The sequence below is a fragment of the Gymnodinialimonas sp. genome, assembly GCF_059726805.1.
Window position 1 is genome coordinate 1,889,499 of record NZ_AP041059.1, and the last position, 21,505, is coordinate 1,911,003.

The 21,505-nt window shown below is 62.4% G+C and carries 20 protein-coding genes; 9 read left to right on the forward strand and 11 right to left on the reverse strand.

Translation table 11 applies throughout. The features are described 5' to 3' along the window. Positions 1–75 precede the first annotated feature (75 nt). The 5 genes from AC6I9R_RS09305 to AC6I9R_RS09325 form a co-directional block, all read right to left on the reverse strand. Complete coding sequence (locus tag AC6I9R_RS09305; protein WP_461425292.1) at positions 76–1,629, reverse strand: ABC transporter substrate-binding protein; 1,554 nt, start codon at positions 1,627–1,629, stop codon at positions 76–78. A gap of 208 nt (positions 1,630–1,837) precedes the next feature. After that, positions 1,838–2,158 (reverse strand): DUF1330 domain-containing protein, encoded by a 321-nt coding sequence (locus AC6I9R_RS09310; RefSeq protein ID WP_461425293.1) that lies wholly within the window; start codon positions 2,156–2,158, stop codon positions 1,838–1,840. Positions 2,159–2,253: 95 nt separating this feature from the next. Beyond that, complete coding sequence (locus tag AC6I9R_RS09315; protein ID WP_461425294.1) at positions 2,254–2,688, reverse strand: universal stress protein; 435 nt, start codon at positions 2,686–2,688, stop codon at positions 2,254–2,256. A 147-nt stretch (positions 2,689–2,835) separates the two neighbouring features. Continuing rightward, a complete protein-coding gene (locus AC6I9R_RS09320) occupies positions 2,836–4,008 on the reverse strand; it encodes an LCCL domain-containing protein (RefSeq protein WP_461425295.1) in 1,173 nt (390 codons plus the stop codon). Positions 4,009–4,341: 333 nt separating this feature from the next. Next, positions 4,342–5,931, reverse strand: coding sequence for an ABC transporter substrate-binding protein (locus AC6I9R_RS09325; RefSeq protein WP_461425296.1), 1,590 nt, complete (start codon positions 5,929–5,931; stop codon positions 4,342–4,344). Positions 5,932–6,079: 148 nt separating this feature from the next. On the opposite strand from AC6I9R_RS09325, the gene AC6I9R_RS09330 reads away from it, so the two are divergent. The 3 genes from AC6I9R_RS09330 to AC6I9R_RS09340 are packed head-to-tail and all read left to right on the forward strand — an operon-like array spanning position 6,080 to position 7,850. Continuing rightward, a complete protein-coding gene (locus AC6I9R_RS09330) occupies positions 6,080–6,523 on the forward strand; it encodes a YeeE/YedE family protein (protein ID WP_461425297.1) in 444 nt (147 codons plus the stop codon). Positions 6,524–6,527: 4 nt separating this feature from the next. Next, the gene (locus tag AC6I9R_RS09335; RefSeq protein WP_461425298.1) at positions 6,528–6,959 is read left to right on the forward strand and encodes a DUF6691 family protein; all 432 of its coding nucleotides are present in this window, start codon (positions 6,528–6,530) and stop codon (positions 6,957–6,959) included. A 6-nt stretch (positions 6,960–6,965) separates the two neighbouring features. Continuing rightward, positions 6,966–7,850: an MBL fold metallo-hydrolase gene (locus AC6I9R_RS09340; RefSeq protein ID WP_461425299.1), complete on the forward strand. Its 885-nt coding sequence runs from the start codon at positions 6,966–6,968 to the stop codon at positions 7,848–7,850. Between the two features lie 89 nt (positions 7,851–7,939). On the opposite strand, the gene xth is transcribed toward AC6I9R_RS09340, so the two are convergent. Next, positions 7,940–8,722, reverse strand: a complete 783-nt coding sequence (xth, locus tag AC6I9R_RS09345; protein WP_461425300.1) for an exodeoxyribonuclease III — start codon at positions 8,720–8,722, stop codon at positions 7,940–7,942. A 163-nt stretch (positions 8,723–8,885) separates the two neighbouring features. On the opposite strand from xth, the gene AC6I9R_RS09350 reads away from it, so the two are divergent. Continuing rightward, on the forward strand, positions 8,886–9,203 hold the full coding sequence (locus AC6I9R_RS09350; protein ID WP_461425301.1) for a hypothetical protein: 318 nt from the start codon (positions 8,886–8,888) through the stop codon (positions 9,201–9,203). 99 nt (positions 9,204–9,302) lie between these two features. Here AC6I9R_RS09350 and AC6I9R_RS09355 read toward each other — a convergent pair whose 3' ends face one another. Both AC6I9R_RS09355 and AC6I9R_RS09360 read right to left on the reverse strand, forming a co-directional pair. Then, the gene (locus AC6I9R_RS09355) at positions 9,303–9,689 is read right to left on the reverse strand and encodes an STAS/SEC14 domain-containing protein (protein ID WP_461425302.1); all 387 of its coding nucleotides are present in this window, start codon (positions 9,687–9,689) and stop codon (positions 9,303–9,305) included. An 81-nt stretch (positions 9,690–9,770) separates the two neighbouring features. Further along, positions 9,771–10,985: an acyl-CoA dehydrogenase gene (locus AC6I9R_RS09360; protein WP_461425303.1), complete on the reverse strand. Its 1,215-nt coding sequence runs from the start codon at positions 10,983–10,985 to the stop codon at positions 9,771–9,773. A 136-nt stretch (positions 10,986–11,121) separates the two neighbouring features. On the opposite strand from AC6I9R_RS09360, the gene AC6I9R_RS09365 reads away from it, so the two are divergent. From AC6I9R_RS09365 to AC6I9R_RS09375, 3 genes are read left to right on the forward strand one after another with little or no spacing between them, the layout of a single operon-like run. After that, positions 11,122–12,099 (forward strand): NAD(P)H-dependent flavin oxidoreductase, encoded by a 978-nt coding sequence (locus AC6I9R_RS09365; RefSeq protein WP_461425304.1) that lies wholly within the window; start codon positions 11,122–11,124, stop codon positions 12,097–12,099. Then, on the forward strand, positions 12,099–13,334 hold the full coding sequence (locus AC6I9R_RS09370; RefSeq protein WP_461425305.1) for an acyl-CoA dehydrogenase family protein: 1,236 nt from the start codon (positions 12,099–12,101) through the stop codon (positions 13,332–13,334). Before AC6I9R_RS09365 ends, AC6I9R_RS09370 begins: the two co-directional genes overlap by 1 nt. Continuing rightward, positions 13,331–14,356 (forward strand): phosphotransferase family protein, encoded by a 1,026-nt coding sequence (locus AC6I9R_RS09375; protein ID WP_461425306.1) that lies wholly within the window; start codon positions 13,331–13,333, stop codon positions 14,354–14,356. The genes AC6I9R_RS09370 and AC6I9R_RS09375 overlap by 4 nt, the downstream gene beginning before the upstream one ends. A 106-nt stretch (positions 14,357–14,462) precedes the next feature. Here the strand turns inward: AC6I9R_RS09375 and AC6I9R_RS09380 are convergent, their stop codons facing one another. Continuing rightward, on the reverse strand, positions 14,463–15,647 hold the full coding sequence (locus AC6I9R_RS09380; RefSeq protein WP_461425307.1) for an FAD-binding domain-containing protein: 1,185 nt from the start codon (positions 15,645–15,647) through the stop codon (positions 14,463–14,465). A 125-nt stretch (positions 15,648–15,772) separates the two neighbouring features. Here AC6I9R_RS09380 and AC6I9R_RS09385 point away from each other — a divergent pair, with 125 nt between their 5' ends. Together AC6I9R_RS09385 and clpX are read left to right on the forward strand one after the other, a co-directional pair. Then, the gene (locus tag AC6I9R_RS09385; protein WP_461425308.1) at positions 15,773–16,399 is read left to right on the forward strand and encodes an ATP-dependent Clp protease proteolytic subunit; all 627 of its coding nucleotides are present in this window, start codon (positions 15,773–15,775) and stop codon (positions 16,397–16,399) included. A gap of 196 nt (positions 16,400–16,595) precedes the next feature. Beyond that, on the forward strand, positions 16,596–17,861 hold the full coding sequence (gene clpX / locus AC6I9R_RS09390; protein ID WP_461425309.1) for an ATP-dependent Clp protease ATP-binding subunit ClpX: 1,266 nt from the start codon (positions 16,596–16,598) through the stop codon (positions 17,859–17,861). A 98-nt stretch (positions 17,862–17,959) separates the two neighbouring features. Here clpX and AC6I9R_RS09395 read toward each other — a convergent pair whose 3' ends face one another. Next, positions 17,960–18,955 carry a GT-B fold glycosyltransferase domain-containing protein gene (locus AC6I9R_RS09395; RefSeq protein WP_461425310.1) on the reverse strand — a complete coding sequence of 332 codons (996 nt, stop codon included), beginning with the start codon at positions 18,953–18,955 and terminating at the stop codon, positions 17,960–17,962. Positions 18,956–19,047: 92 nt separating this feature from the next. After that, positions 19,048–21,459 carry a GcvT family protein gene (locus tag AC6I9R_RS09400; protein WP_461425311.1) on the reverse strand — a complete coding sequence of 804 codons (2,412 nt, stop codon included), beginning with the start codon at positions 21,457–21,459 and terminating at the stop codon, positions 19,048–19,050. Positions 21,460–21,505: the final 46 nt, after the last annotated feature.

The following is a 21,505-nucleotide window of genomic DNA, read 5'->3' on the forward strand; positions in this document are numbered from 1 at the left end:
TGATGCGCGCCCAACGCGAGGGGTGCAGCCCCTCGCGTTGGGCGACTGGCGTCAGCCAGGCGCAATCCCTCGGGATCAGTTCTCGGCGCCGACGGTCACCCAGCGCAGGATGAAGAAGTTGTCAGGCCGCTGGGTCAACTCGATGCCATCGGCCACCCCCCAAAGGAGCGGCTGAACATACATCGTGTTGTAGACCGCATCGTCCTGCACAATCGCGGCCGCCTCATCCAACATCGCCTGACGCGCGGCCGGGTCGATTTCGGATTGGATCATCGGCAGCATCTCGTCGATGCGCGGGTTGGAATACCCGCCGAAGTTCCAGGTGCCCAGGCGTTCACCGTTGGTGTGCACGAGGAAGCGCAGCGGGTGCTCGGCATCGAACGTGCCGGGCGACCAGCCTAGAAGATACATGTCGTAATTGTCCGCGCGCAGTTCCGGCCAGTAGTTCGACACCGGCATGGTTTCGAGCTGCGCGTTCAAACCCACCTGCGCCAGCATACTGACGACGGCCTGGCAGACCGCTTCGTCATTGAGGTAGCGGTCGTTGGGGCACGACAGGTTGAAGGTCGCGCCCTCGGCGCCTGCCTCGGCGATCAGCGACCGCGCAAGATCGGGGTCATAGGCCGGACGCTCCGCGCGCGCCTCGGAATAGCCGCGCATGGCGGGGCTCACCAATTGGCTTGCCTCTTGTGCGTTGCCGTTCATGATCGTCTGCAAGATCGCCGGCACATTGACCGCATGGGCCACGGCCTGGCGCACACGGACATCGGCGAAGATGTTGTCTCCGCCGCCCACCAGCGTCTCATGGTCGATGCCATATCCCAGCATGATCACACGGGCCTCGATGCCCGAAAGCACATAGACGCCGTCGGCAGCGTCCACGCGGTCGGCGTCCTGCACCGGCACCGGGTCGATCAGGTCGATGTCACCCGACAGCAACGCGGCCACGGCGGTGGCAGAGTTCTGGATCGGCGTGAAGATCGCCTCGGTCACGTTATGCTCGACCTCGCCCCACCAGCCGTCAAACGGCACAAGCACGGTTTCCAGATCGGGCTGGCGCGACTGCAGTTGGAACGCAGCGGTGCCGTTCACGTTGCGGGTGGCATAGTTCTCGGCATCGCGCGCGGGACGCTCGGCGCCGTTGGCCGCGGCCCAGTCGCTGTCCATGATCATCCAGTTGGCGATGGAGTCGGGGAAAATCGGCTGCGGCGTGGTGGTCAGGATGTCGATGGTGTACTCGTCCACGACTTCCACACCCGAGACGACGGCGAACCAGCTGGCAACGTCGCTGTCCTCGGAGCTTGCACGCTCATAGCTGAACAGCACGTCATCGGCGTTGAACGCCGCCCCATCGTGGAAGGTCACGCCCTGGCGCAGGTTGAAGCGCCAGCCCGCCCCGTCGGGCAGCGGCTCCCAGCTTTCGGCCAGCGCGCCCTCGATGGACATGTCGCGGCCCCGGCGCACGAGGCCCTCATAGACGTTGTTCAGAAATCCCAGAACCGGGGCAGAGGACACGGCGTGCGGGTCCATGGTTTGCGGGTCGGTGGTGGCGGCCCACCGGAAGGTTTCCGCTTGGGCGGGAATGGCGGTGGCCAGCGCGAGGACGCTGGCAGTGATCAGACGGTTCATATGGTGTCTCTCCCCAGAGAAAGGTGTGGCGAACGCAAAGCGCCCACATCGCGCGATAGGGTGGCGCATTGTCACAGGTAGTGCGAGAGGGGTGCGTTCACGAAACTGTGAGCAGGCGCAGGGCAGACCTGCGTAAATGCACGCAAATTCCCTCAAATCAGCTGCGAGGAGCGCGCGCAGCGGGCGAGGAGGGGCGGGTTAAAGCTTCTTAAAGCTTCGGGTCCGGCGCTTCCGTGTCCGCGCTGCCTTCCTGCAGCAGAAGGTAGTTCATCGTCGACGCCGCATGGCGGAACACCATGGCCTCTTCATAGTCCGGGTCCTTGTACCATGCCGCGACATGGGCCTTGGAGGGGAACTCCAGGATCACCAATCGCCCGTCGTACTCCTTGCCCTCGACACATTCGAACGGCTCGCCCCGGGTCAGGAACTTGCCGCCATGGCGCTTGACGATGGTGGGCGTGCGGTCGGTGTAGCTGCGGTAGGTTTCCGGGTCGGTAATATGCATCATCGAAACGACGTAGGCGGGCATGGCGGGATCCTTTGCGAAAAGCCCCGCCACTATTGCCCGCGCACCGCGGCTTGCCTACCGCGTTTCGCTTATGGCCCGGTCGCTCGCGCGACGCCCTAGTGGACCGTCAGCACGGAACTCGACGCACTGCGGCTCACCTTTTGGCTGACCGAGCCGAGGAACAGGCTGGCCACGGACCCGAGGCCACGACGGCCCATCACGATCAGGTCGACGTCGTTCAGTTTGGCCGATTGCAGGATGTCATCCGCCGGGTCGCCTGCGCCAATTGTTGTTTCCGTCACGGTCGCGCCAAGGGCGCTGGCCTTGGCCTCGGCATCCGCCACGACAGCCTTGCCCGCTTCGGCAATCTGCTCCGGGGTCACCGGCACATCGATCACGGAATAGCCAACGGCAATGGCGGTTGTTTCCACCTGGGGGGAATTGACCAGATGCAGCTCGGACCCGAAGGTCGTGGCCAGCTTGCAGGCCGTGGTCAGCGCCTTTTCGGAGGCTTCAGATCCATCGAGTGCAACAAGGATAGAGGTGAACATAACGGCAGTCCTTTCGGATAAGACGCGCGGGATTGCGCCTTTGAGTCTGCCACAAATGGGCCAAAGCCGTATTGATCCTTGTCAAAGAACTCGGGTTGCCGGGCTTGGGAAGACGCCGCCACCCAAGCGGGCGGCGGCGCATGAGACTTAGTTGTTCCAGGTCTCCAGCTCGACCGTCGCGGGGCAGGCGGAGCCATTGAAAGTGCCGACCCAGATATCGATCCGCCCGTTCATCGCCGCCGACGACGGCAGGTTGAGGAGCGGCTGGAAATTGCCCCGGCTGTCGTCGTCAAAGACCCATTGGGCCGTCGGCGTGTTGACCAGAAGCGTCGTGTCGCACTGGGCCACAACCTCGATCTCCAGACGGCCGTAGCCCTCCATGCCCGAGAGGTTGACCGAGATCTGCGGCACCTCGGTCGTGAAGCCGATGCCGCCGACATTGCAGCCGCTGATATCAAGCGTGCCGCCCGCCTGAACGGTCAGCGACGTGGGCGTATAAAGCTGATCTCCGGTCGCGGCGTAGAGGTCACCGGGTTGCGCAAAGCTGGGGCAGGCACCGACGGGCTGTGGCACCGGTTGCGGGACCGCTTGCGGCAAGGGCTGCGGCACCGGCTGGGGGGCAGCGGCCTGCAAGGGCACAAGGCTGAAGCTGCTGTCATAGGCGCCCCAGGTATTGGAGGTCACGCCGTTCTGGGCGGAGCCGGGGAAAGCGTCGAGCCGACCGCTGAGGATCACAGATACATTGCCACCGCTGGGGGGAATGGCCCCGGCGTGCAGGGCGGCAACGCAGATGTTGCTGTCAGCGGTATAGGTGCCGCTGCCCCAGATCGTGCCCGTCGGATTGCCCGGGCAGGCGCATTGGGTATTGGCCGAGAGCGACAGGGCGTTCGACGGGCATTGGGCCAGGGCCTGCACGGGCTGTGGCGCGACGGGCACCGGCGCGGGCACAGGAACGGGCGCTGGGGCAGGCGTTGCCACAGGGGCGGGCGCGGGGACGGGAATCGGCGCGGGCGCGGGCGCGGCGCCCGCTGCACCGGCGGAGCACCCGGCCGTTTCCAGCACCAGTTCCGCCCCTTCGGTGCGGGCCTGCCCGGAGGCGATCAGGCTGCCGACGATGGCCTGGGTCTCGCGGGCATCGCCAAATCCGTTTGCCAGAACAAAGGCTTGGGTATCAGCTTGCGTCAAGCGGCAGCCATGGGCTTCCAGCGCTGAAATGAACCCGGTGACGCGGTCGGGGTTCACATCCTGCGCCATGGCAGAGGTCGCCACGGGCAGCGAGAGTATCGACAGAGCAAGTGCTTGTAGAAGATCGTGAGACACGACAAATCCTTTCAGTCATAAAAAACAGATCTTCCCCGGACTGTGGGGAAAATCACAGCTTCCGGCCTTGGGGACTATAAAAGTTGGCAAAAAATCTTTGCGCGAATGCAGGCGAGGAGAATTTCAGCCTGAGTGAAAAAGGCCCCGGGCGCAAGCTTATTGCAGGTGAAACGGCAATTGCGGCGGGGGACGGGGGTGGCATGGATGACCGGTGCGCTCGGAAAAAAGCTGGCGCAGACCTTTGACGGCAGAGGGAAACAAGAAATGCCCGGGGGAGTTACTTCCCCGGGCACTTCAAAGGTTAAAGGCGTTAACGCCTTTGGCGTCGTCGGCTCAGTTCAGCTCGAAATACTTGAACTTCACCTGATCGTCCGCGTCCACCAGCGTGGACCAGGCGTCCGAGATGCCCCAGTTCAGAACCTGGTTGTGGATCGGCAGGTAGATCAGCTCTTCCTCGGCCATGGCCCACAGATCGGCGATGGTGCCGTCGCGCGCCTCAAGGTCCGTCTCGGAGGACAGCGACACGATCATCTCGTCCATCGCGGCGTTGGAGAACCCGGTGCCGTTCCAGCTGCCGCGACCCTCGTTGCGGGTGTGGTAGAGGAAGTTGAAGATGTACTCGGCGTCATAGGTGGGCACGCCCCACCCCAGAAGATACAGGTCCGTCTCGCCGTTGGCGATCAGCGGGAAATGCTGGGCGCGGGGCAGGGCGGAGAGGTTCACGGTGATGCCGATCTGGGCGAACATGCCCACGGCGGCCTGGCAGATCGACTCGTCGTTGACGTAGCGATCGTTCGGGCAATCGAGCTGGATCGAGAAGCCGTCGCCGTAACCTGCCTCTGCCATCAATGCGTTCGCGGCGTCCACATCGTAGGCGGGGTATTCGTCCAATTCAGCCGTCCAGCCGTTGACAGGCGGGGGCGAGATGACGCCTGCGGGCGCGGACTGGCCGCGCATCACAACCTGCTGGATGGCTTCGCGGTTGATCGCCATGTTCATCGCCTGGCGGACCAGCGGGTTGGCGAGCGGGTTTTCCCCGTCCACATCGTCCCGCTCCAGATCATCGGCGCCGACGTTGAGGCCGAAGAAGATGACGCGGTTCTGGGGACCGGTGCCAAGGCCGATGCCATCGGCGTCGACCACACGCTCCAGATCCTGCACGGGCACGTCCTGGACGAAATCGACCTCGCCGCCGAGGAAGGCGGCCAGACGCGTGGCGGGGTTTTGGATGGGGGTGAAGATGATCTCGGTCACGTCCATGGGGAACATGTCCATGCCCCAATAATCGGCGTTCTGGGCCAGGACGGTCTGCACGTCGGCCTCGCGGCTGACGAGGGTGAAGGCGCCGGTGCCATTGACGTTGCGCGCAGAGAAGGTGTCTTCCCCAGCGGCGTAGTCCTGCACGTTTTCGGCGCCATTCTCCACCGACCAGCCCTCATCCATCATCATGATGTTGGTGAGGTTGTTGGGCAGCAGCGGGTTCGGGCCCTCTGTCTCGATCTCGACGGTGAAATCGCCGGTGGCGCGAACCTCGACAACGCCCGAAAGCAGTTCCTTGAAGTTGGAGCTTTCCTGCATCGCGCGGTTGAGGCTGAACACGACGTCGGAGGCATCGAACGCCTCGCCGCCATGGAAGGTGACGCCTTCGCGGATCTCGAACACCCAGACGTTGGGATTGTCAGCCGACGGTGCCCAGGACGTGGCCAGCGCAGGCTCCATCTCACCGGCCATGTTGCGCACGATCAGCGGGTCGTAGATCTGGTGCATGAGGGTCGTGGTCGGGCCCTCGTTCTGGGAATGGGGGTCGAGGGTCAGCGCCTCAGCCGCGCGGGTCCAGCGCAGGGTTTCGGCAGAAAGCGAGGTGGCGGTGATCGCCGTCGTCGCAAGAAGGGCCGCGCCAAGCGCGATAAATCGGTTCGTCATCTATAGTCTCCCGGTTGGTCTTTCCCCGTGTCGGGGACGGTCGTTGCCGTGGGGCAGACTATTGGGCGCAGGCGCGAAATGTCCAGCGGGGCTTGGAAGGGGTTTGTCAGGGGACTAATGATTGGGCGATGCAGACACGGAGAGGCTGATGGAAACGGCATTCACACCATGGGCGTCGCTGGCAGGCGGCGCGATGATCGGCACGGCGGCGGTGTTGCTGATGCTGGTGGCGGGGCGGATCATGGGGGCGACGGGCGTGTTGGCAGGCGCGCTCATGCCCGCGTCACGCAGCGACGGCCTGTGGCGCTGGGTGATGATCGCGGGGATGGTGACGGCGCCGGGGGTGTTCCTGGCCGTGACCGGCGCGTGGCCCGAGATCACCGTGCCGGTGAGCACGCCCATGTTGGTGGTCGGTGGCTTCCTGGTGGGGCTGGGTGTGACGTTTGGCGGCGGCTGCACGAGCGGCCACGGGGTTTGCGGGATCGCGCGGCTATCGCCCCGGTCGTTGGTGGCGACCTTGGTGTTCATGGCCGCCTGCGCGGTGACGGTCTACGTGGTGCGCCACGTGCTGGATCTCGGGGTGGGGGGATAGGTTAATGCGGTTAATCTTTATCTTTCTGATCGGCGCGCTTTTTGGCATGGGGATCGTCGTTTCGGGCATGGGAAACCCGGCCAAGGTGGTGAATTTCTTCGATGTTACAGGCTCCTGGGACCCGTCCCTGATGTTCGTCATGGGCGGCGCATTGGCTGTGACCCTGCCGGGCTACCGGCTGGTGTTCGGGCGCGAGCGGCCTTTGTTCGGACGCGAGTTTCTGTTGCCGATTGGCCGCCAGATCGATGGGCGATTGGTGGGTGGCGCGGCAGTTTTTGGCGTGGGCTGGGGCATCGCGGGGTTCTGCCCCGGCGGCGCGCTGCCGGTTCTGGGTGCATTTGAGCCGTCCGTCTGGGTCTTCACCGGGGCGCTTGTCGCGGGTATCCTGACCGCCCGTCTATTGCCTGGCGCATTGAAGCGCCGGGCCCCAGCATAGGAGACGATGATGAGCTATCCTGTTGATATGACGATGGAACCCAAGGTTACCGGGTTCTTTGACGAAGCGACCAACACGATTTCCTATGTCGTGCAGGAGCCGGACGGCAAGGCCTGTGCGATCATCGACACGGTCCTGGACATCGACTACGCGGCGGGGCGGATCACCCATGTGTCCGCCGATGAGATCATTGCGTTTGTGCGCCAGGAGGGCCTGGACGTGGCCTGGATCATCGAAACCCACGTCCATGCCGACCACCTTTCCGCCGCGCCCTATCTGCAGCAGGAGTTGGGCGGCAAGATTGGCATCGGGTCGAGGATCACCGAGGTCCAGGAAGTCTTCGGCAAGGTCTTCAACGAGGGGACGGAGTTCCAGCGCGACGGCTCGCAGTTTGACGGGCTCTTTGCCGACGGCGATACCTATGACGTGGGTGCGATGACCTGTTTTGCCATGTCCACGCCCGGCCATACCCCGGCCTGCATGGTGCATGTCGCGGGTAACGCGGCCTTCGTGGGCGACACGTTGTTCATGCCCGACGGCGGCTCGGCCCGATGTGATTTTCCGGGCGGGGACGCGGGAGAGTTGTACGACAGCATCCAGAAGGTGCTGGCCCTGCCGGACGCGATGCGGCTGTTCATCTGCCACGATTACGGCCCTGGCGGGCGTGCGATTGCCTGGGAGACGACGGTGGCCGAGCAACGGGCGAAGAATATTCACCTTTCCGGTGGGCAGTCGCGAGAAGACTTCATTGCGGTGCGCGAGGGGCGGGATGCGACGCTCGCGATGCCGAAGCTGATCATTCCGTCATTGCAGGTGAACATGCGCGCGGGCGATATCCCGAAGGACGACGCCGGGCATCCGGTCTTGAAGGTGCCGCTGAACGGGTTGTGAGGTTGGACGCGGACGGGGGAGACGCTGGTCCGCGATTTTTGCCACGGCAAAAAAACGCGAACCTCGCCCCTCCCGCCGTCCCGCAGGGCTCAGGCGGCGAGGTCGATCCAGACCGGCACGTGGTCTGAGGGTTTGTCGCGCCCGCGCACGTCTTTTTCGATCCAGCAGTCTTGCAATAGGTCGGCGGCCTCGGGGCTGAGCAGGTGGTGGTCGATGCGGATGCCGTCGTTCCGGTTCCAGGCCCCGGCCTGGTAATCCCAGAATGAGTACATGCCGGGTGCCTGAGTGCGGGCGCGAAATCCTTCGGTAAGACCGAGGTTCAAAAGCTTGCGGAAAGCGGCGCGGCTTTCCGGGCGGGCGAGGGCATCCTCTTGCCAGACCTCGGGGCGGGCGGCGTCTTCGTCCTGGGGGATGATGTTGTAATCGCCGGCCATCACAACGGGCATTTCGCCTTGCAGCAGGTGTTGCGCGTGGGCGTGCAGCCGCGCCATCCACGCCAGTTTGTAGTCGTACTTTGGCCCCGGCACGGGGTTGCCGTTGGGCAGATAGAGCCCGCAGACGCGCACGGGATGGCTGTCGCCCATCACTGTCGCCTCGATCCAGCGGGCCTGTTCGTCGGCATCGTCGCCGGGCAAGCCCCGGCTGATGTCTTCGAGCGGCAGTCTGGACAGGATCGCCACGCCGTTGAAGCCCTTCTGGCCATGGGTTTCGACCCGGTAGCCGCGGTCTTCAAACAGCTCTCGGGGGAAGGTTTCGTCGACGGATTTGATCTCTTGCAGGAGTGCGACATCGGGTTTTGCCTCGTACAGCCAATCACTGAGCGCGCCGATGCGGGCCTTGACGCCGTTGATGTTGAACGTTGCGATGCGCATGGTTGCTCTCCCCCGGATTTCCTCCGTTCTGCCCCTTTGGCGCGCGCTTGCCAAGTCGTGCGTGGCTTTGGGCAACGTGACGCTTGGTGCGGCTTTCTCCCCTTTTTCTGCGCTGCGGCATCACCTACATTGGGACAAGCGCAACGCAAATGCAGGTGAGAGAATGCTGAAGTTCCTTTTTGGCGGCAAGAAGACGGTGCCCGACGTGGTAATCGAGAGTGATCGCGCGCGGTTTGAGCGGGTGGTTAACGAGCTTAACGAATTGATCGACGGGCTGGCTGACAAACCGCGCGTCACGATTGACCCGGCCACCGGGCATGTCCTGCCGGAGACGCCCGAGCAATTCGCCGATGAGGCGCTGGCATTGCCCGCTCCGGAGCCGGAGGGGGACCAGGACGCGGGCGGCGATGGGCCAAAAGGCCAAGAGGCCATGAGCGCGCAAAAGGCGCCGAACGCGGACGCCCTTGCGAAAGCCTCTTGAGGTAAATCGACGTCGGTCCGACGGAAACGATCAGGTCCCCCACGCTACGGTGCAGGAGGGCTTGGAACCCGCGGTTGCCTGAGGCATAGGCCGCGCGTTTCAGACGAGACTGCGGGCTTCCTCCAACCATGCCGTGGCAGAGGCTTCGTCGTTGAAGCTGCGGATCTCATAGCCGGGGATCAGCACGGATTCGACGGCTGCCGCCGCGCGGAAGATCTGGTTATGTGAAACCAAAGCGGCACGGTCGATCTGGTGCAGCATCGCCATCAGCTGCGGCCAGTGCCGCAACTCGACCCCGATGGCACCGAGTGACGGCCATTCGGCGCCTTGGTCGACAATCAAAAGATCGCCATGGGCCATACCCTCCATCTCCAGGGACATGGCCTGTAGCCCGGCCTCCATGGTGATCGCATCCAGCGCGCCGGAAATGCTCACGCGGAGCGAATTGGGGCCGGTGCGCGAGACGGTGAAATGAGGCTCGATCATGTGCGTTCTCCCGTTTCCTGTGTGATGCGGGAGAGTCTGTCACACCTCGGGCGTGGCGGCCTTGATCCGGGTCAATAGCGCTTAGAAAAAGGCCTGCAACCCGGTCTGTGCGCGGCCCAGGATCAGGGCGTGGACGTCGTGCGTGCCCTCATAGGTGTTAACCGTTTCCAGGTTCTGGGCGTGGCGCATGACGTGGTATTCGGCCATGATGCCATTGCCGCCGTGCATGTCGCGGGCGTGGCGCGCGATCTCCAGCGCTTTGCCGCAATTATTGCGTTTCATCAAAGAGATAAGCTCAGGCCCGCAGGTGCCGTCTTCCATCATACGTCCCGCCCGCAACGCGCCCTGAAGGCCAAGGGCGATCTCGGTCTGCATGTCGGCCAGCTTCTTCTGGAAGAGCTGCGTTTGCGCCAAGGGTTTACCAAATTGCACACGATTGAGGCCATACTCGCGCGCCCGGTGCCAGCAGTCTTCCGCCGCCCCCATGACGCCCCAGGCGATGCCGTAACGCGCCCGATTGAGGCAACCGAACGGCCCTTTGAGACCCTCAACACCGGGTAGCAACGCGTCTTCGCCGACCTCGACCTTATCCATGACAATCTCACCGGTGACGGATGCGCGCAGGCTGAGCTTGCCACCGATTTTGGGCGCGGAAAGCCCCTTCATGCCCTTCTCCAGAATGAAGCCGCGGATCTTGCCGCCATGGGCCTCGGACTTGGCCCAGACCACGAAAACATCGGCAATCGGGGCGTTGGAGATCCACATCTTCGCGCCACTGATCACATAGCCGTCGGCGGTTTTTGTTGCGGTCGTCTTCATCCTTGCAGGGTCGCTTCCGGCCTCGGGCTCGGTCAGGCCAAAGCAGCCGATAAGGCTGCCTGCCGCAAGACCCGGAAGATACTTTTTGCGTTGCTCTTCAGAGCCATAGGCGTGGATCGGATACATCACGAGCGACGATTGCACCGACATCATCGAGCGATAGCCGCTGTCGACACGCTCCACCTCCCGGGCCACAAGACCGTAGCTGACGTAGCCCGCGCCAAGGCCGCCGTATTCCTCTGGGACGGTGATGCCCAGAAGCCCCATCTCACCCATTTCCGCGAAGACTTCCGGGGTGATGTGCTCATCAAGGTAGGCGTCCGTCACCCGCGTGGCGAGCTTGTCTTGGGCATAGGCACGCGCGCTTTCGGCGATCATGCGCTCGTCATCGGCCAGTTGATCGGCCAGGTGGAACGGGTCCGCCCAATCGAACGGGGCGAGGGAAGGGCCGGTGTGGCGGGGCTGTCCGTCGGGCATGGGAAACTCCTTTAAGCTTAAAGTATATTGAGCGCGCGGCCGCGGTTTTGCAAGGGCCGGGTGCGCCCCTGTGACGGCGCGTCCACCTTGCCGCGCGCCGGGCGCCGCGCTAGCGTCAGGTTTAAGGGAGGCCTTCATGCCAAGCAATCGAGAATTACCAAGCATCTTTAAGGGCTTGCGCCTGCCAGTTGTGGGCAGCCCATTGTTTATCGTCTCTAACCCGGACCTGGTGATCGCCCAGTGTTGCGCGGGGGTCGTCGGATCATTCCCGGCGCTGAATGCGCGGGAGAAAGACGGCGATCCGATCGCTTTGGAGGCCTGGCTGAAGAAGATCACAGAGGCATTGGACGCCTGGAACCAGGCCAACCCGGATATGCCCGCAGCGCCTTATGCGGTGAACCAGATCGTGCATCGGTCGAACACGCGGTTGGAGAGGGACCTGGAGATCTGTGCAAAATGGAACGTGCCGATCTGGATCACGTCGCTTGGTGCGCGGGTGGAGGTGAACGACGCGGCCCATTCCTGCGGCGGCATTGCGCTGCACGATATCATTAACAACACCTTTGCGAAGAAGGCGATCTCCAAGGGCGCGGACGGTCTGATCGCCGTCGCCGCCGGCGCAGGCGGCCACGCCGGCCCGCAATCGCCTTTCGCTCTGGTCCAGGAAATTCGCGAATGGTTCGACGGGCCGCTGCTGCTGGCCGGATCCATCGCGACAGGGGGCGGGGTGTTGGCCGCACAAGCGATGGGCGCCGATCTCGCCTACGTTGGCTCGCCGTTCATCGCGACCGATGAAGCTAACGCGGCGCCTGCCTACAAGCAGATGATCGCGGATTCCGGCGCCGAGGATATTGTGACTTCTTCATTGTTTACAGGTGTTTCCGGGAACTACTTAAAGCCCTCGATTGCGGCGGCCGGGATGGACCCGGACGCGCTTGAAAGCGCTGACGTGAAGTCGATGAACTTTGGTGAAGGTTCATCAAAGCCCAAAGCTTGGAGCCAGGTTTGGGGCGCGGGACAGGGCATCGGCGCGGTCAAATCGGTGGGCCCGGCGCGGGCCTTGGTGGACCGGTTGGAGCGCGAGTACACTGCCGCCCGCGAAAGGCTACTGTGATGGATCTTGGCGTCTCGGATCGGGTCAAACCGCTGGTGGAAGCGGTGCGGCGCATGGTGCGCGATGAGATTGCGCCGTTGGACGCGGAGTACCATGGCGAGGTCGGCCAGCACCCCTCGGGTGACCGTTTCGCGATGACGGACCGGCAGGTTGAGATCCTCAAGTCTCTGAAAGAGAAGGCAAAAGCGGCGGGGCTTTGGAATTTCTGGTTGACCGATTCTGAGGAGGGCTACGGTCTTTCGACCGTCGAATACGCCTATCTGGCAGAGGAAATGGGGGCTGTGGCCATCGCGCCAGAGATATTCAATTGCAACGCGCCCGATACCGGCAACATGGAGGTGTTGGAGCGCTACGGGACCGACGCGCAAAAGGCGCGTTGGTTGCCGGATCTGATGGCGGGCGTTTCACGGTCTGCGTATCTGATGACAGAACCCGCCGTCGCCTCGTCTGATGCGACTCAAATTTCGTTAAAATGCGAACGACAGGGTGAAGATTACGTCCTAAACGGCGAAAAGTATTGGGCAACTGGCGCGGGGGATCCGCGCTGCGGGCTCTATATCGTGATGGTCTGCACGGATCCTGGCGCCGCGAAGCACGCGCGGCATTCGATGCTGATGGTGCCGTCCGACAGCGCGGGGATCGAGAAGATCCGACCGATGGAAGTTTTCGGCCATGATGATGCACCCCATGGGCATATGCACATCCGTTTCACCGACGTGCGCGTGGGCGCGGATGCCATGGTGCTGGGGGAAGGACGCGGCTTTGAGGTTGCGCAGGGCCGTCTTGGGCCAGGGCGCATCCACCACTGTATGCGCGCCATCGGGCGTGCGGAGTATGCCCTTGAATTGATGGTGAAAAGAGGGCTGTCCCGCGAAGCTTTCGGTAAGCGCTTGGTCGATCTGGGGGCGAACTACGACATCATTGCCAACGCGCGGATCGACATCGAGATGACGCGGTTGTTGTGCCTGAAAGCGGCTTGGATGATGGACCATGCGGGCGTGCGCGCGGCGCAGCCCTGGATCTCTAAGGTGAAGGTCCAGGCGCCGTTGATGGCGTTGCAAGTGGTTGATGAAGCGATGCAAATGCACGGTGCCACGGGCCTTAGCCAGGATACACCGTTGGCAAAAATCTGGGCGGACTTGCGGACGCTGAGGCTTGCCGACGGGCCCGATGCGGTCCATCGCAGACAGGTCGCGCGGGCGGAGCTGCGCAAATATTCCAACGCTGCACCATGACGCCAGAGGAATGGCGCGCGGCGGAAGCTTGGTTGAGGATTAACGTCGGCCTGCAAGGCCCTGTGGCACTTGAGAAAATCCAAGGCGGCCAATCCAACCCGACTTACCTGGTGACGGCGGCGGATCGTTCGATCGTTCTACGGCGTAAACCGCCCGGAAGGCTGCTGAAATCGGCCCATGCCGTTGATCGCGAATACCGGGTGCAGCGGGCGTTGCAGGGGACGGCGGTTCCGGTCGCGCGACCCTTGGCGCTTTGCGAAGACGACGGCGTGATTGGCTCGGCCTTTTACGTGATGGAGTTCGTACCGGGGCGATGCTTTGACGACCCGCGATTACCGACTGTCACTAGACCCGATAGAGCCAGATATTTCAATGAGATGGGTCGCGTTCTGGCGGCAATTCACAGCGTAGATCTGGAGCGGGTTGGGTTGGGGGATTACGGCCCCCGAGGGAACTACTTCCGGCGCCAGATCGACCGTTGGTCCAAGCAATACTGTGCCAGCGAGACCGGCGTGATCACAGAAATGGACAGTTTGATCTCAACGCTTGATCGGATCTGTCCAGAAGATGATGGACGGGTCACCTTGGTGCATGGGGACTACAGAATAGACAACTTGATGTTCGCTCCGGAAACCCCTGAAATCGTTGCGGTTCTGGATTGGGAGCTATCCACGCTTGGGCATCCCTTTGCGGATATTGCGGCGGTCATCATGCAGTGGCAGATGCCGCCCGGCGAACAGGGGCGCGGTTTGCAGGGCGTCTACCGCGGGGCGGAGGGCTTGCCAAGTGATGAGGATTTCCTGGCGGCTTATTGTGACCGGATGGGCCTGAGCGGGATCGACAATTTTGGTTTCTACGTCGCATTCTGTTTCTTTCGGATGGCGGCGATCTTGCAGGGGGTCAAGAAACGCGCCCTGGATGGCAATGCATCGGACCCCGAGAGGGGGATCTCGCTTGGGGCGCTTGTACCGCGCTATGCCATGGCCGGTTTGGCGGCGTTGGAGCGCGGCGAAGGCCGTTGAAGCTGTAGTCCAGCTCGCGGAAAGACTGTGAAAACACTACGTCACTCCACAAGTTTGTAGCGCTTATCCACAGAAAGCTTAATGTTTAACGACAAAGCAGATCCCTTCAAACGAATTCCGCCACCAAACGCGGTATCTGCCGTTTGAACTTGAAGAACCCATGCGTCGCGTGGGGCCAAGCGGCGGCATCCCAGGGGCGCAACACCTCAACCAGCTTGATCCCGGAGGTATCCAAGGCGGACCTGAGGCGCCTCAGTTTGCTCGCCGTGGGGCCGACCGGCGCATAGGGCGTGATGATCTGTTCCAAGTCCGCTTCGATGGCCCAGGCGCAGATCTTGTCCACAGAGTTGCTCACAGGGCCCGGCGTGCCAAATGACGGGCCCCAACGGGTCATGGCGTCGTCAAGGGTGCCTTCGGCGAATGACAGAACCAGAGGGTTGACCGCGCCCGGGGACCGCGATGCGGTCGCCAGAAGTCCCGCGTGCGCGACAATGGGGTCGTCGAAACCGGCCTGCAAATAGGACGGCGACAGGTCATCCTCATGTAGCAAGACGCCGGTGCGCAGGCCGGGCATGGCGACATCGCCAGCCGGGGCACAGCGCGGTGTGGGGTGGGACGGCCCGTTCAGCGGGGCGGGGTGCGGCGCAAGACGGCCCTCTGGATTATGGCGCCCGTCCGTGTATTTCGCGATATTCGATGGCCGCGCGACGTAGTTTTTACCCTTGGTTTGAAGGCCCGCCACCCAGCGCCAGCTGAGCGTGTTGGACGCAGGATCGCCGTCCAGAAGATGACGCATGAAAAAATCCGCGCCGGCTTGCCAAGGTAACCCGAGGGTGAAGATCCAGATTGAAGCGAACCACATCCGCGCGTGATTGTGCAGGTATCCCGTTTCCGTCAGCTCCTGCGCCCAGGCGTCAAAAGCGGCGATGTCGGTCTGTCCGGTCTCGGCCTTGGCAACACCCGCGCGGTCGATGTGGTCGAGGTCTCGAAGATAGTCGGCCCAAGCGCTCGGGCGCAGCTCCAGCCAGCCTTTCCAATAGGTTCGCCAACACACCTCGGCCACGAATTTTTCTGCGGTGGCAAGGGAATAGCGCCCGAGGACCGCTTGCAGAACTTCTTGTTCCGTCAACAAGCGATGGCGCAGGTAGGCCGAGAGTTGAGAGACATGAGGGTGCCCCTGATCCGGCAGGTCATAGTTGCGTTTGGCCGCGTAGTCGCGACCGGCTGCCGGGACGAAGCGCGCCAATCGAGAGAGGGCTTCGGTGCGGGTGGGATGGGACGGTGCATTCATGGGGCGTCAGCTATTGTGACCAAAGGATTGGTCAAGCCGCGCGAATTCGACCGATGGTGCCCTTGCAGCCCCCCAAGGGCAGACATAGTCTTGGTCGGAACGATACATCTGATGAGGCAGGCACGATGCACGATCCCGTGGAGTACTTCCAAAACAACTTGGTCCCGATGGTGGTTGAACAAACCAGCCGTGGCGAGCGGGCCTATGATATTTTCTCGCGTCTGCTGAAAGAGCGGATCGTGTTTGTGAATGGGCCGATCCATTCCGGCATGAGCCACCTGATCGTGGCGCAATTGCTGCACTTGGAGGCGGAGAATCCGTCCAAGGAAATCAGCATGTATGTGAACTCGCCGGGCGGAGAGGTGACCGCGGGCATGTCGATTTACGACACGATGCAATACATCAAGCCCAAGGTTTCGACGCTGATCTGCGGTATGGCGGCCTCGATGGGGTCTGCGATTGCCATTGGCGGGGAAAAGGGCATGCGCTTTGCGCTGCCCAACGCCGAGGTCATGGTGCACCAACCCTCTGGCGGGGCAGGGGGAAAAGCCTCTGACATCCTGATTTCGGCCCGCCATATCGAGAAGACGCGTGAGCGGCTCTATCAATTGTATGTTAACCATTCTGGGCAAGATTATGAGACGGTTCAGCAGGCGCTGGACCGCGACACATGGTTAACGCCGCAAGAAGCGCTCGAATGGGGCCATATCGACGAGATCGTCGCAACCCGTGGCGGCGACGACGCGGAATAAGACCGGGCATATATCCGGTAAGACGACACCAGGGCCGGGCGATCGGCCCTGTTGCACGATGGGGCCAGCGCGATGGTCCCTTCGGAATTTGCGATTGTGACCGGGGCGGGCCTGTTCTAGGCTGGCCAAAAGCCGGTAAAATGACTGGCGTCTTGCGGCGCATTGGCCGCGTGAGGGCCCGCTTAAGGTGGACGATATGGCAAGTAATTCCGGCAACGATTCCAAGAACACGCTCTATTGCTCGTTTTGTGGCAAGAGCCAGCACGAGGTGCGCAAACTGATTGCGGGCCCGACGGTGTTCATCTGCGATGAATGCGTCGAGCTTTGTATGGACATCATCCGTGAGGAGACCAAAAGCGCCGGGCTGAAAAGCGACGACGGCGTACCCTCGCCGAAGGATATCTGCGCTGTTCTGGATGATTACGTGATCGGCCAGGCCCATGCCAAGCGTGTGCTCTCGGTGGCTGTGCACAACCACTACAAACGCCTCAATCACTCGGATAAATCCGAGATTGAGCTGGCGAAATCCAACATCATGCTGATTGGCCCCACGGGCTGCGGCAAGACGCTGCTGGCGCAGACACTGGCGCGCATTCTGGATGTTCCGTTTACCATGGCCGACGCCACGACCCTGACGGAAGCGGGTTATGTGGGCGAGGATGTGGAGAATATCATCCTCAAACTGTTGCAGGCGTCCGAGTATAACGTGGAGCGCGCGCAACGCGGGATCGTCTACATCGACGAGGTCGATAAGATCACGCGGAAGTCCGATAACCCGTCAATCACCCGCGACGTGTCGGGCGAGGGGGTGCAGCAAGCACTGCTGAAGATCATGGAAGGGACCGTGGCATCGGTGCCGCCTCAAGGGGGGCGCAAGCATCCGCAGCAAGAGTTCCTGCAGGTCGACACGACCAATATTCTGTTCATTTGCGGCGGCGCGTTCGCGGGCCTCGACAAGATCATCGCGCAGCGCGGCAAGGGCTCTGCCATGGGCTTCGGCGCCGATGTGCGTGATCCGGAAGCGAAATCCGTGGGCGAGTATTTCAAGGACCTTGAGCCGGAAGATCTGCTGAAATTCGGTCTGATCCCGGAATTTGTGGGCCGTCTGCCGGTGATTGCGACGCTGGAAGACCTGGACGAGGACGCCTTGGTGACGATCCTCACCGGTCCGAAGAACGCGCTGGTTAAACAATACCAGCGCCTGTTCGAGCTGGAAGACGTGAAGCTGACCTTCACCGACGACGCGATGAGCGCGATTGCTAAGCGGGCGATTGCGCGCAAGACCGGCGCGCGGGGTCTGCGGTCGATCATGGAAGACATCCTCCTGGATACCATGTTCGACATGCCCGGATCGGAAGGGATTGAAGAGGTTGTGGTGAACGAAGAAGCCGTGACCTCCGACACCCAGCCCCTGATGATTTATGCCGATCGCAAGACGGAAGAGCCCGCCTCTGCTGGCTGATCTTCTTTAGAATTGACCCGGCCCCGATGGGGGCCGGGATTTCATTCTGGTGCCCTCTGTCTGCGCGAGCCCGATCCTTCGATGCGGGCGCTCGTGGCTTAGCGCAGCCAAAGTTTCTCGCGTTTCAAAGTATTGCGGATCTGCTGCTCGCGTCTTGGCAACTTGGCGCGGTCGAACAGGGCACGGGCCTTGGCGCCTTTGCCTTGGAAGATCATCCGGCGCATGGGCTCGTAAGTCTTCAGGACCTTCTTGATCTTGTTGGGGGCGGTGACCTCTTCCAGAGTGTCGACGACCCGTTGGTCTTCTCTTGCATAGAGCAGGGGTAAGACCCTGTAATGGCAGGAGATTTTCCCGTCCAGCCACCCGGGTTCCAATGCGTCGCGACCGCCGCTGAACGAGTGGATGACCAGGGGCAGGGCCACCTGATCCAACCAGGGATCCAGGGTCTGGCAAACAAGTTCGGGCGGGCCGTCGTGGCGGATGCGGGTGGCGTAATCGGTGAAGCGTTGGCCGAAGGCGTGGGGGCAGGAGTAGTAGAAAAAACCCGCGTTGAAGTAGAGGTAGCGGCGCCAGAATTCGTCCGGGTGCGAGGTGTCGAGCGAGGAGGCAAAATCCAGCCCGAACATGTCGTAGAGTGATTTCCAGGTGGCCGTGTAGCCCGGCCCGTAAAGCTCGATCTGGGGCCAGGTGCCTTCCACCCGTCGCGACGCGCTCGGTCTACTGAAATCGAACGGGACCTCTGTGAGATCGCCGGTGATTAATGTGTCGGTGTCGAAGAAGACGAAGGGCTCGCCTTTGGGCAGGGCCTTGAGCGCCTCGATCTTGTTGCCATAGGGGTAGGCCTCGCCGAAGTGATTGTTTTCAAACGGGATAATCTCGGCGCCTAGATCGGACAGCAGAGTGCGGACCGCGTTGTCGCCCATGCGCGGGTCCTTGGACCAGCGGGGGCCGGGCTGCGGCTCTGCCACGAAAAGCTTGCCCGGAAACCGCGGGTTGGCGGCTCGGAAAGAGGCGGCGAAGAGCACCGCTTCGTATTGCAGCCGGCCGTTCTGGCCGACGATCATCACGTTGAAAGGGGTCGCTTTGCGCGCCATGGTCCGTCCCGCTGCTCGGCTGGTTATTTTCGCCAAGTATAGCGGGAAGTCGGGGGGCACGTCACGGGGTTACTGGGATCTGCGTTAACCTATTACGCATCCCGTAGGCGCAGGCCTTTCGGGTCGAAGGGCGCTTCTTTAAGGATCCGGGCCGAATGGGGGCGGCCGAGGATGGCGACCTCGACCGTGTCCCCGGGTTCGGCGCTGCCCGCTTTGAGGTACGCCAGAGCAAGGGATTGGTTAACGGTGTAGCCATAGGCGCCGGACGACACCTGGCCGATGGGGGTGCCGTCGGGCAAAAACACCGGCTCCGCGCCGGAGGCATCGGCGGTGCTCGCGTCGATTGACAGGATCACCATCACTTCGCGAGGGGCTTGAGCTTCGATCTTTAACCAGCTGTCTTTGTTCAGAAAATCCTTGTCGCGCTTGACCAGACCGCCCAATCCCGACTCCTGTGGCCAGTACTCGGGCGAATAGTCTCGGCCCCATGAGCCATAGCCTTTCTCCAACCGCAGTGACATCAAGGCACGGCTGCCGACCGGCCCCGCGCCCGTCTCCGCGCCTGCCGCGAGAAGGGCGGTGTAAAGCGCAACCTGATCAGCTTCGGCGCAATGAAGCTCCCACCCTAGATCCCCGGTGAATGACACTCGGATCGCGACGCAGTCGATGCCTGCGACGACAATCTGTGCGGATCGGAAGAACGGGAACGCCGCGTTCGACAGGTCAGCATTTGTCAGTCTTGCCAATAGGTTGCGAGACTGAGGGCCTGCGACATTGAAACCGCAGGTGGCCTCCGTAAGGCCTTCGAACGTGGTGCCGTCCGGGAGGGGGACCTGGCGGAAGAAACGCTGGTGGTAGCGCTCCGCCGCGCCGCCGCCGAGGATCCAGAACTCATTCTCTGCCAGCTTCGTGACGGTGAAATCACCCGCCACACCGCCGCGCTTGCCGATCAGCGGCGTGAGGCACGAACGGCCCACCGCTGTCGGCATCCGGTTGGCGAAGAGGGCGTTCAGCCAATCCTCCGCTCCGTCCCCAGCCACGCGATACTTGGCGAAGTTCGAGATATCGATGATCCCCGCACCCTCGCGCAGCATACGCGCCTCGCGGCCCACGACGTCCCACCAGGGTTGCCGCGCGTAGCCCGCACTGTCATCGACGTTTTTGTCAAAGAAAGCAGGATGTTCCCAGCCATAGTTCAAGCCGAATTTGGCGCCCATTTCAGCCTGCATCGCATAGATCGGGCGCTTTCGAACCGGGCGGCCTGCGTCGCGTTCTTCACCGGGGAAGTGGATTTTGAAGCGATGGGCGTATTGGTCCTGGACCCGCGCCTTTGTGAAATCCTTGCCTGCCCAGTGGCCATATCGCGCCAGGTCCCAGGCGAACAGGTCGAGCGATGGCTCGCCCTCGACGATCCATTCGGCGGCAAGGCGTCCAAGGCCGCCGTTCTGTGAGAAGCCGGGGATGATGCCGCAGCAACAGAAATAGCCGGTCAGCTCGGGCACCGGACCAAAGAGCGCGCTGGAGTCGGGGGACCAGATCATCGGGCCATTGATCACGCGCTTGATGCCCGCCTGGCCAACCAGCGGCACCCGGTCGATGGCACGCATCATGTTGGGCTCGATCCGCTCCAGATCGTCGGCAAACAGCTCGTGCCCGAAGCCTTGGGGCGTGCCTTCCTCGGCCCAGAATCGCATGTCTTTCTCGTAGGCGCCCACCAGAAGTCCCTGGCCCTCCTGGCGCAGATAATACTCACCGTCGCGGTCGGCAACCGAGGGGAGACGGCGGTCCATCGCCGCGATTTCTGCAATGGTTTCAGTGACAAAGTACTGATGTTCGGTCGGCATCAGGGGGAGGTCGATGCCTGCCATCGCCGCCACTTCGCGCGCCCAAAGGCCTGCTGCATTGATCACCCAGGGCGTGCGAATATCACCCTTCTCCGTGCGCACGATCCAGCTGCCATCGGGCTGCGGATTGGTTCCGATGACGGGGCAAAAGCGGATGATTTCCGCGCCCCGCTGCCGCGCACCGAGGGCGTAGGCGTTGGTCACGCCCGAGGGGTCGACATTGCCGCCATCGGGCTCGAACATGATGCAACGGATGCCGTCGTAGTCGACCAAAGGGTGCAGCCGCTCGGCCTCATCGCGGTTGACCTCATGAAAATTCATCCCGTAGCGGCGTGCTTTCGCCTCTTGCAGGCGCAGCTGATGCTCTCTGTCTTCCGTCTGCGCGAGGTAGAGCGAGCCGGGTTGAAAGACGCCGCAGGATTGGCCGGTTTCTTCCTCTAACTCTTTGTAAAGGTTCATCGTGTAGTGCTGAAGGCGTGAGATATTGGTGCTGTCGTGAAGGCCATGGATGTTGGCTGCGGCGTGCCAGGTCGAACCGCTGGTTAACTCATCGCGTTCCAGCAGGATCACATCGGTCCAGCCCGCCTTGGCGAGGTGGTACAGGATGGAACAACCGACGACGCCGCCGCCGATAACGACTGCCTGTGCATGGGTTTTCATCGCTGTTCTCCCCCTGGTACGGGTCTGACCTTGGCGGTGCGCGGGA